This window comes from Methylomarinum sp. Ch1-1 (assembly GCF_030717995.2).
GTDB classification, from domain to species: Bacteria; Pseudomonadota; Gammaproteobacteria; order Methylococcales; family Methylomonadaceae; genus Methylomarinum; species Methylomarinum roseum.
Window position 1 is genome coordinate 260,873 of sequence record NZ_CP157743.1, and the last position, 9,232, is coordinate 270,104.

The 9,232-nt window shown below is 47.4% G+C and carries 15 protein-coding genes; all 15 read right to left on the reverse strand.

All coding sequences use genetic code 11. The annotated features are described in order from the left end of the window. Positions 1-12 precede the first annotated feature (12 nt). The 15 genes from rplN to rpsG are packed head-to-tail and all read right to left on the reverse strand — an operon-like array spanning position 13 to position 9,222. On the reverse strand, positions 13-381 hold the full coding sequence (gene rplN / locus Q9L42_RS01560; protein ID WP_305906377.1) for a 50S ribosomal protein L14: 369 nt from the start codon (positions 379-381) through the stop codon (positions 13-15). Positions 382-423: 42 nt separating this feature from the next. Next, positions 424-684, reverse strand: coding sequence for a 30S ribosomal protein S17 (gene rpsQ / locus Q9L42_RS01565; RefSeq protein WP_305906376.1), 261 nt, complete (start codon positions 682-684; stop codon positions 424-426). Beyond that, positions 681-878 (reverse strand): 50S ribosomal protein L29, encoded by a 198-nt coding sequence (gene rpmC / locus Q9L42_RS01570; RefSeq protein WP_305906375.1) that lies wholly within the window; start codon positions 876-878, stop codon positions 681-683. Before rpmC ends, rpsQ begins: the two co-directional genes overlap by 4 nt. Further along, positions 878-1,291 (reverse strand): 50S ribosomal protein L16, encoded by a 414-nt coding sequence (gene rplP / locus Q9L42_RS01575; RefSeq protein ID WP_305906374.1) that lies wholly within the window; start codon positions 1,289-1,291, stop codon positions 878-880. Before rplP ends, rpmC begins: the two co-directional genes overlap by 1 nt. Before the next feature lie 16 nt (positions 1,292-1,307). Beyond that, entirely contained in the window at positions 1,308-1,979 is a 672-nt protein-coding gene (gene rpsC / locus Q9L42_RS01580) for a 30S ribosomal protein S3 (protein WP_349431774.1), read from the reverse strand. A gap of 10 nt (positions 1,980-1,989) precedes the next feature. Beyond that, the gene (rplV, locus tag Q9L42_RS01585) at positions 1,990-2,325 is read right to left on the reverse strand and encodes a 50S ribosomal protein L22 (protein ID WP_305906373.1); all 336 of its coding nucleotides are present in this window, start codon (positions 2,323-2,325) and stop codon (positions 1,990-1,992) included. A 9-nt stretch (positions 2,326-2,334) separates the two neighbouring features. Further along, positions 2,335-2,607, reverse strand: coding sequence for a 30S ribosomal protein S19 (gene rpsS / locus Q9L42_RS01590; RefSeq protein ID WP_305906372.1), 273 nt, complete (start codon positions 2,605-2,607; stop codon positions 2,335-2,337). Between the two features lie 12 nt (positions 2,608-2,619). Further along, entirely contained in the window at positions 2,620-3,447 is an 828-nt protein-coding gene (gene rplB / locus Q9L42_RS01595; RefSeq protein WP_349431775.1) for a 50S ribosomal protein L2, read from the reverse strand. Between the two features lie 42 nt (positions 3,448-3,489). After that, positions 3,490-3,789: a 50S ribosomal protein L23 gene (gene rplW / locus Q9L42_RS01600; RefSeq protein ID WP_349431776.1), complete on the reverse strand. Its 300-nt coding sequence runs from the start codon at positions 3,787-3,789 to the stop codon at positions 3,490-3,492. Further along, positions 3,786-4,406, reverse strand: coding sequence for a 50S ribosomal protein L4 (gene rplD, locus Q9L42_RS01605; protein WP_305906371.1), 621 nt, complete (start codon positions 4,404-4,406; stop codon positions 3,786-3,788). Before rplD ends, rplW begins: the two co-directional genes overlap by 4 nt. Before the next feature lie 3 nt (positions 4,407-4,409). Then, on the reverse strand, positions 4,410-5,060 hold the full coding sequence (rplC, locus tag Q9L42_RS01610) for a 50S ribosomal protein L3 (RefSeq protein WP_305906370.1): 651 nt from the start codon (positions 5,058-5,060) through the stop codon (positions 4,410-4,412). Between the two features lie 30 nt (positions 5,061-5,090). After that, on the reverse strand, positions 5,091-5,402 hold the full coding sequence (rpsJ, locus tag Q9L42_RS01615) for a 30S ribosomal protein S10 (RefSeq protein ID WP_305906369.1): 312 nt from the start codon (positions 5,400-5,402) through the stop codon (positions 5,091-5,093). Positions 5,403-5,409: 7 nt separating this feature from the next. After that, the gene (tuf, locus tag Q9L42_RS01620; RefSeq protein ID WP_305906359.1) at positions 5,410-6,600 is read right to left on the reverse strand and encodes an elongation factor Tu; all 1,191 of its coding nucleotides are present in this window, start codon (positions 6,598-6,600) and stop codon (positions 5,410-5,412) included. Positions 6,601-6,628: 28 nt separating this feature from the next. Next, on the reverse strand, positions 6,629-8,725 hold the full coding sequence (gene fusA / locus Q9L42_RS01625) for an elongation factor G (RefSeq protein ID WP_305906368.1): 2,097 nt from the start codon (positions 8,723-8,725) through the stop codon (positions 6,629-6,631). A gap of 26 nt (positions 8,726-8,751) precedes the next feature. Continuing rightward, complete coding sequence (gene rpsG, locus Q9L42_RS01630; RefSeq protein ID WP_305906367.1) at positions 8,752-9,222, reverse strand: 30S ribosomal protein S7; 471 nt, start codon at positions 9,220-9,222, stop codon at positions 8,752-8,754. Positions 9,223-9,232 lie beyond the last annotated feature (10 nt).

Below are 9,232 nucleotides of genomic sequence, written 5' to 3' on the forward strand. Positions count from 1 at the left end.
TCGAACCTATTCCTATAATACTTCAGGAGCTAATGAAATGATTTTCATGTATTTATCACCTCTTAACTCGCGTGTCACCGGTCCAAAAATACGGGTACCCAATGGCTGAAGATTGGCGTTCAAAATCACAGCCGCGTTACCATCAAAGCGAATGACTGATCCATCCGGTCTGCGCACACCTTTGCGTGTTCTAACTACCAGCGCGTTATAAACTTCGCCTTTTTTTACACGGCCGCGAGGTATTGCATCTTTAACACTTACCTTGATCACATCCCCAATTCCCGCGTAGCGCCTGTGCGAGCCGCCTAAAACCTTGATACACATGACCCTTTTTGCACCGCTATTGTCGGCGACGTCAAGGTTAGTTTGCATCTGAATCATTTCTAAATCCCAACTATATGTCTATTAATGTTTTGAAAAACCTTAGTTAGGTCTTTCAAGTATCTCTACCATTCTATACGATTTGTTTTTCGATAATGGCTTGCATGAAGTGATTGAAACGGTATCGCCTTCGTTACATTGGTTCTGCTCATCATGAACCAGGAATTTTGTCGAACGTCTGACAATCTTGCCGTATACAGGGTGCTTTACCCTTCTTTCCACAAGCACAGAAATGGTTTTATCCATTTTATTGCTGATGACACGACCTCTTAGGGTACGCAATTTCTCTGTATTTTCGCTCATGCTTGTGCTCTCGCCATTTCATTTAAAACAGTATGAATACGTGCAATATCATGTTTTACTTTTTTAACCTGATCGGGCCTAGACAGCTGTCCAGTCCCCTTCTGCATTCTCAGGTTGAATTGTTCACGAGACAATTCAAGCAGCATTGTGCCTAATTCTTCTTTCGTCTTTTGACGTAATTCACTTGCATTCATTACAGTATCGTCCGCGCCGCAAAAGTTGTTCTGACAGGTAATTTAGCAGCGGCCAGCTTGAAAGCTTCACGCGCTAATTCTTCAGGAACCCCCTGAATCTCATATAACATGGTACCTGGCTTAATTTGTGCAACCCACAATTCTACACTACCTTTACCTTTACCCATACGAACTTCTAAGGGTTTTTTGGTAATCGGCTTGTCTGGGAACACTCTGATCCAAATCTTACCGCCACGTTTTACGTGTCTTGTGATCGCTCTACGTGCAGCCTCAATTTGGCGGGCGGTAATTCTACCACGAGTAGTGGCTTTAAGGCCATACTCTCCAAAACTTACCGAAGAACCTCGTAATGCGGTTCCGTTGTTTTTGCCTTTATGCTGCTTTCGAAATTTCGTTCTTTTTGGTTGAAGCATATTCTTTTCCCTTCAACTATTTTTTAGTTTCAGTGTTTACAGATGCCGAATCAGCATCCATTTCGAATACTTCACCTTTGAAAATCCACACCTTGATGCCGATGATTCCATAGGTGGTGTTCGCCTCGGCCGTGCCGTAATCGATATCGGCACGCAGTGTATGCAAGGGCACACGACCTTCTCTATACCACTCGCTACGAGCGATTTCCGCACCGTTCAGACGACCGCCAACGTTGATTTTGATTCCTTCGGCGCCTAGACGCATGGTATTCGTCACCGCACGCTTCATCGCGCGACGATACATAATCCTTTTTTCCAGCTGCTGAGCGATACTCTCGGCTACCAGCTTAGCGTCCAACTCAGGCTTCCTGATTTCTTCGACATTAAGTTGAACAGGGACGCCCATCATGGCAGAAATCTCTTGTCTCAATCTGTCGATATCTTCCCCTTTTTTACCGATCACGATGCCTGGTCTAGCCGTGTATACGGTAATATGAGCATTGTTCGCCGGACGGTTGATCTGTATGCGACTAACAGAAGCATGCGACAGCTTTTTCTTAATATACTCGCGAACCTTCAGGTCCTGCAGCAGAAATACCGGATAGTTTTGGCTGTTTGCATACCATCTTGAAGTCCAATCTTTAACAATCCCAAGGCGTATACCCGTTGGATGTACTTTTTGACCCATTTTCTTGCCTCTACTCGTATTCTGCTACTTTAACTGTGATATGACAGGTTCTTTTCAAGATGTGGTTTGCCCGACCTTTTGCTCTGGCCCGAACCCGCTTTAATGTTGAACCCTCATTGACATAGACTGTCGACACGACTAACTCATCGATATCGGCACTTTCATTGTGCTCAGCATTTGCAATAGCAGATTCCAATACTTTCTTGATGATTGCTGCAGCTTTCTTAGAACTGAATTGTAATGTGTTCAGTGCTTTCTCAACTGGCAAACCACGTATTTGATCACCTACCAATCTCGCCTTTTGCGCAGATAAAGGGGCATTACTTAATTTAGCTGATACTTCCATCTTTCCCTCTTATCTTGATTTCTTGTCTGCGATATGGCCTTTATATGTACGCGTTGGGGCGAATTCACCCAACTTGTGTCCGACCATATTTTCGGAGATCAGTACTGGCACATGTTGACGGCCGTTATGTACTGCAATTGTCAAACCCAGCATATCGGGGCTGATCATCGACCTTCTTGACCATGTTTTAATCGGTTTCCGGCTATTGCTCTTAGCTGCTTCTTCTACTTTCTTCAGCAGATGATGATCAATAAATGGACCTTTTTTAATTGAACGTGGCACGCTTAATACCTCTTATTTTTGCTTACGGCGTCTGACAATCACATTATCAGTACGTTTGTTTTTTCTAGTTTTGTAACCCTTAGTCGGAGTACCCCAAGGCGATACAGGATGTCTACCACCGGAGGTTCTACCTTCACCACCGCCATGGGGGTGATCAACAGGGTTCATCGCCACACCTCTGACAGTCGGCCTTACGCCTCGCCAACGTGACGCACCCGCCTTACCTAGCGAAATCAGGTTATGCTCGGAGTTTGAAACCTCGCCAACGACTGCCTTACAGTCAGCCATAACCTTCCGCATTTCACCGGAGCGTAAACGCAATGTCACATGTGAGCCTTCCTTCGCCACCAATTGCGCGGAAGCCCCCGCACTTCTTGCCAATTGAGCGCCTTTACCGGGCTTCAACTCAACACAGTGGATCGTTGTACCCAGCGGCACATTTCGCAACACCATGCAGTTACCCACTTTAACCGGAGTCGCTTCTGCAGTCAGTACTTCCTGACCTTTTTCCAGTCCTTTCGGCGCAATCACATATCTGCGTTCGCCATCTTTATACAGCAACAGCGCTATATTCGCCGTCCTGTTAGGATCATACTCGATACGCTCAACGACCGCGGGAATATCAAGCTTATTACGCTTAAAATCAATGATACGGTAGTGCTGTTTATGACCACCACCGACATGACGTGTTGTAATTCTGCCTTGATTATTGCGACCGCCGCTTTTGCTTTTTTTATCGAGTAACTGTGCAAATGGCTTACCTTTATGCAATTCATCATTTTTAACACGTACTACAAACCGAGAACCTGGCGATGTCGGCTTAGATTTTAGAATAGCCATGCTTTACTACCGTTCCTATTGATTCTTAAAACTAAAACTAAATTAAGCTGCCGCGAATTCGATGTCGTGTCCGGCTTTAAGCTTTACATAAGCTTTTTTCCAGTCGGATCGCTTGCCTAATGTACGACCAAATCGCTTTACCTTACCCTTTACGTTCAACACTTGAACGGAGTCAACTTCGACCTCGAACATCAATTCGACAGCCTTTTTGACCTGTAATTTTGTCGCCGATTTTTGCACCTTGAAAACGAAGCTGTTGTCTTGCTCCGCCGCAAGAGAGCTTTTTTCGGACACGATGGGCGCCAACAATACGTTAGCTAATTGACTTTGCTCAATACTCATGACAAACGCTCCTCAATTTGCTTCAGCGCCGCTGAAGTCGCTATGACCTTATCCGCCGAAACCAAAGCTACAGGATCCACAGAGTCAGCGGTCGCGACCGCAACATAAGGAATATTCCTAGTTGCCAAAATCAGATTCTCATTGATTTCATCGGCGACCAGCAATATGCGCTTTGCATCCAATCCTTTGATTTTTGCGAAAAATTCCTTAGTTTTCACTGTCGTTGGAACAATATCGTTACTGACTACCAACCGTTCTTGGCGCAGTAATTCAGAAAATATCGAGCGGATACCCGCCTTATACATTTTCTTATTCAGCTTTTGCGTGTAGGAGCGAGGCTGAGCAGCAAATGTGACGCCACCGGTGCGCCATAGTGGACTGCGTATTGTACCAGATCTGGCACGACCTGTCCCTTTTTGTCTAAACGGCTTAATACCGCCGCCGCTGACAGCGGAGCGATTTTTTTGCGCTTTTGTTCCAGCACGCGCACCAGCCTGATATTTAACAACCAGTTGATGCACCAATGTTTCATTGAATTCCTGACCGAAGACTTGCTCAGCCACCTCGACGGCAGCCGCTGAATCCTGGTCACTGATTGCAGGTACTTGCAATGTCATATCTTAACCCTTATTTTGCTTCTTAACCGCAGGAGTGATTACAACATCCCCACCTTTAGCACCAGGCACTGCACCTTTTACTAAAATTAGATTTCTATCGGTGTCAACGGCGTGAATCGTCAGATTCTGTGCAGTTGTTTTAACCGCCCCCATGTGGCCAGCCATTTTCTTGCCTTTGAATACACGACCCGGCGTTTGACACATACCGCTCGAACCTGGCGCCCTGTGAGACAACGAGTTGCCGTGAGTCGCATCTTGAGTTCTGAAGTTGTGTCGCTTCACGCCACCTTGATAGCCTTTACCTATACTGGTGCCACGCACGTCGACAATCTGACCTTCCGAAAAAATATCCAGACCAAGCTCGGCACCGGCAGATAAGTCTTCGCCCTCACCGTCGTTCAGCCTGAATTCCCATAAACCACGGCCAGCGGTTACATTTGCCGCCGCATAATGTCCCGCCATGGCTTTATTGACTTTCGATGATTTTTTATCACCTGCAGTAATTTGCACGGCGCGATAACCATCTTTTTCCAAGCTCTTAACCTGAATGACTCTGTTTGAGTCTATTTGAAGAACAGTTACTGGAACTGAAGAACCATCTTCACAAAAAACTCGGGTCATACCACTTTTACGACCAATAAGACCTATTGACATCTGCCAATCCCTCTATTATCTATCTAGCTGTTATTTCAGCTTAATTTGAACATCTACCCCAGCCGCAAGATCCAACTTCATCAATGCGTCAACGGTTTTATCTGTTGGCTCGACTATATCAAGCAACCTCTTATAAGTTCTCAACTCATATTGATCCCGCGCGTCTTTGTTGACGTGCGGAGAAATCAATATAGTAAAGCGCTCTTTTCTAGTAGGCAAAGGAATGGGGCCCTTTACTTGGGCGCCCGTTCTTTTTGCAGTTTCTACTATCTCACCAGCAGACTGATCGATTAATTTATGATCGAATGCTTTTAAGCGGATTCTGATAGTTTGATTTGACATTTCTTACTTACTCAATAATTGAAGCAACAACACCCGCACCGACGGTACGACCACCTTCACGGACCGCGAAACGCAGACCATCGTTCATCGCAATTGGCGCAATCAGCTTAACTTCGACGGTCACGTTGTCGCCCGGCATCACCATTTCCACGCCTTCCGGCAACTCAACCGCACCGGTCACATCAGTCGTTCTGAAGTAGAACTGTGGACGGTAACCGTTGAAGAAAGGCGTATGGCGACCGCCTTCGTCTTTAGACAGAACGTAGATTTCTGCTTTGAAATGCGTATGTGGCGTGATGGTGCCAACGTGCGCCAATACCTGACCACGCTCGACTTCGTCACGCTTGGTGCCGCGCAACAGGACACCGACGTTGTCGCCCGCTTCACCTTGATCCAGCAGCTTGCGGAACATTTCCACGCCGGTACACGTGGTTTTAGTCGTTTCCTTAATGCCGACGATTTCGATTTCTTCACCGACCTTGATTACGCCGCGCTCGACACGACCCGTGACCACGGTGCCGCGACCGGAGATCGAGAACACGTCTTCGATAGGCATCAGGAATGGACCGTCTACTGCACGCTTAGGCTCCGGAATGTAACTATCCAGCGCTTCAACCAGTTTCACCACGGCAGGCACACCGATTTCGCTAGTATCGCCTTCCAACGCTTTCAGCGCAGAACCCACGATGATAGGCGTATCGTCGCCTGGGAATTCATAAGCATCCAGCAATTCACGAACTTCCATTTCCACCAATTCGATCAATTCTTCATCATCGACCATATCGGCTTTATTCAAAAACACAACGATGTATGGGACGCCGACCTGTCTAGACAGTAGGATGTGCTCACGAGTTTGAGGCATCGGACCGTCAGCCGCCGAACACACCAGGATCGCGCCGTCCATCTGCGCCGCACCGGTAATCATGTTTTTAACATAGTCGGCGTGACCTGGGCAGTCGACGTGCGCATAGTGACGCGTTTCTGACTCGTATTCTACGTGTGACGTCGCGATGGTGATACCGCGCTCACGTTCTTCCGGTGCGTTATCGATTTGATCGAAGGCTCTGGCTTCGCCGCCTCGCAATTCAGCCATTACCTTAGTTAACGCCGCTGTTAATGTTGTTTTACCGTGGTCAACGTGGCCAATGGTTCCTACGTTTACGTGCGGTTTCGTTCTTTCAAATTTTTCTTTAGCCATGAGTCAATACCTAATAATTAATAATGAGTTAAGATACTTTTTTAATAATCGCTTCCGCAATATTTGCAGGTGCTTCATTATATTTATCAAACTGCATACTGTATGTTGCCCGACCTTGAGTCGCTGAACGCAAATCAGTTGCATAACCAAACATTTCAGCCAGCGGCACTTCACATTCAATCAATTTACCGGCTGGAGAATCATCCATGCCATGGATCATTCCTCGACGTCTATTAATATCGCCGACAACATCCCCCATATATTCCTCCGGGGTTACCACTTCAACCTTCATAATAGGTTCAAGCAACACAGGATTTGCAGTCTTAGCCCCTTCCTTGAAACCCATAGATCCTGCTATTTTGAAAGCCATTTCATTCGAATCGACATCATGATATGAACCATCGAACAAACTAACCTTTACATCAACAACCGGGAAACCCGCTAGTATACCATTTTCCATCTGTTCTTGTATGCCTTTGTCTACCGCCGGGATATATTCCTTTGGAACGACGCCACCGACGACCTCATTGACAAACTCATACCCTGCTCCCTGCTCTAAAGGCTCTATCCTAAGCCAGACATGACCATATTGCCCTCGACCACCAGACTGCCTTACAAACTTCCCTTCACATTCAACTGTTTTCTTCACCGTCTCACGGTAAGCAACTTGTGGAGCACCTACATTTGCTTCCACATTAAATTCTCTTTGCATGCGATCAACGATAATCTCCAGATGCAACTCTCCCATCCCGGAAATGATCACCTGCCCCGACTCCTCATCGGTATTAACCCTGAACGAAGGATCTTCCTGCGCCAACTTGCCCAAGGCATTAGCCATTTTCTCTTGATCCGCCTTAGTTTTCGGCTCCACCGCAACCGCAATAACCGGCTCTGGAAACTCCATTCTTTCCAAGATGATAGAATCACCTATTTGACATAGAGTATCCCCGGTAGTCACATCTTTTAAGCCGATCGCCGCGGCGATATCTCCCGCCCTGACTTCCTTAACTTCTTCTCGGCTGTTTGCATGCATTTGCACCAACCTTCCGATGCGCTCTTTTTTCCCCTTGACGGAATTAAACACCGCGTCCCCAGACTTCAGCACGCCTGAATAAACCCTGAAGAAAGCCAAGGACCCGACGAACGGGTCAGTCGCTATCTTAAAAGCTAACGCAGAAAAAGTCGCTTCATCATCGGCCGGCCTCGAGACCTCTTCTTCAGAGCCTTCGAGATGCCCTTTGATCGCCTCCACCTCAGCAGGCGACGGCATAAAATCAACGATGCCATCGAGCAGACTTTGAACGCCCTTGTTTTTAAACGCGGAACCGCAAAATACCGGCACCGCCTGATTGGCCAATGTCAATCGTCGCATCCCTTGCTTAATTTCTTCGTTGCTCAGCTCGCCCGCTTCCAGATACTTTTCCATCAAGTCATCCGATGCCTCGGCCGCCGCCTCGATCATATGCTCGCGCCATTCATCGGCGATCGCCTGCATGTCCTGTGGAATTTCCTTTTCCTCAAACGCCATCCCCATGTTAGCGTCTTCCCAATAGATAGCCTTCATCTTGACCAGATCAACCACCCCGACAAAGCTATCTTCGGCGCCGATAGGCAATTGCATCGCAACCGGATTACTGCCTAGCCTTACTTTAATCTGTTCAACCACACGCAGAAAATCAGCACCAGAACGATCCATTTTATTAACAAAAGCCATTCTTGGGACATGATATTTATTCGCCTGTCGCCATACCGTTTCAGATTGGGGCTCAACCCCGCCTACTGCGCAAAACACCGCACATGCACCGTCAAGCACACGCAGAGAGCGCTCCACCTCGATCGTAAAATCAACGTGCCCCGGCGTATCGATGATATTGATACGGTGCTCGGGGTACTGCTTCCCCATGCCGGACCAAAAACAAGTGGTCGCAGCCGAGGTGATAGTAATCCCTCTCTCCTGCTCCTGCGCCATCCAATCCATGGTTGCGGCCCCATCATGCACCTCACCGATCTTGTGAGAAACACCGGTATAGTAAAGTATGCGCTCGGTCGTCGTCGTCTTACCGGCATCGATGTGCGCCATGATACCGATATTGCGATAGCGACTTATTGGTGTTTTACGAGCCACAAACTTGTCCTAATCCAGATGCCGCATTACCAGCGATAATGAGAGAACGCCTTGTTCGCTTCCGCCATTTTATGAGTATCTTCACGTTTCTTCGCCGCCGCGCCACGACCTTCGAAAGCATCCAATAACTCGCCAGCCAACTTAGCCGCCATGGTTCTTTCATTCCTCTTACGCGCCGCCTCGATCAACCAACGCATCGACAACGCCAATCTTCTGGAAGGACGCACTTCGACAGGAACCTGATAAGTCGCGCCGCCGACACGACGAGACTTCACTTCGACGCGCGGCTGAACATTTTCCAAAGCCTTCGACAAAACTTCCAAAGACTCCTCATGCCCTTTGCTTTCGATGACACTCAAGGCGCCATATACGATTTTCTCGGCGATTGATTTCTTGCCGTCCACCATAATCATGTTCATGAATTTGGACAACATCTCGCTACCATAGCGAGGATCAGGAATTATATCTCTTTTTGCCGCTACTCTTCTTCTAGACATCTTTCAACCC

Excerpts from the sequence above, each read along its gene's own strand:
- rplB (WP_349431775.1), bottom strand. The coding sequence starts at position 3,447 with ATGGCTATTCTAAAATCTAAGCCGACATCGCCAGGTTCTCGGTTTGTA.
- rplC (WP_305906370.1), bottom strand. The coding sequence starts at position 5,060 with ATGTCAATAGGTCTTATTGGTCGTAAAAGTGGTATGACCCGAGTTTTT.
- rplV (WP_305906373.1), bottom strand. The coding sequence starts at position 2,325 with ATGGAAGTATCAGCTAAATTAAGTAATGCCCCTTTATCTGCGCAAAAG.
- rplP (WP_305906374.1), bottom strand. The coding sequence starts at position 1,291 with ATGCTTCAACCAAAAAGAACGAAATTTCGAAAGCAGCATAAAGGCAAA.
- rpsQ (WP_305906376.1), bottom strand. The coding sequence starts at position 684 with ATGAGCGAAAATACAGAGAAATTGCGTACCCTAAGAGGTCGTGTCATC.
- rplD (WP_305906371.1), bottom strand. The coding sequence starts at position 4,406 with ATGACATTGCAAGTACCTGCAATCAGTGACCAGGATTCAGCGGCTGCC.
- rplW (WP_349431776.1), bottom strand. The coding sequence starts at position 3,789 with ATGAGTATTGAGCAAAGTCAATTAGCTAACGTATTGTTGGCGCCCATC.
- rplN (WP_305906377.1), bottom strand. The coding sequence starts at position 381 with ATGATTCAGATGCAAACTAACCTTGACGTCGCCGACAATAGCGGTGCA.
- tuf (WP_305906359.1), bottom strand. The coding sequence starts at position 6,600 with ATGGCTAAAGAAAAATTTGAAAGAACGAAACCGCACGTAAACGTAGGA.
- rpsC (WP_349431774.1), bottom strand. The coding sequence starts at position 1,979 with ATGGGTCAAAAAGTACATCCAACGGGTATACGCCTTGGGATTGTTAAA.
- rpsJ (WP_305906369.1), bottom strand. The coding sequence starts at position 5,402 with ATGTCAAATCAAACTATCAGAATCCGCTTAAAAGCATTCGATCATAAA.
- rpsG (WP_305906367.1), bottom strand. The coding sequence starts at position 9,222 with ATGTCTAGAAGAAGAGTAGCGGCAAAAAGAGATATAATTCCTGATCCT.
- rpmC (WP_305906375.1), bottom strand. The coding sequence starts at position 878 with ATGAATGCAAGTGAATTACGTCAAAAGACGAAAGAAGAATTAGGCACA.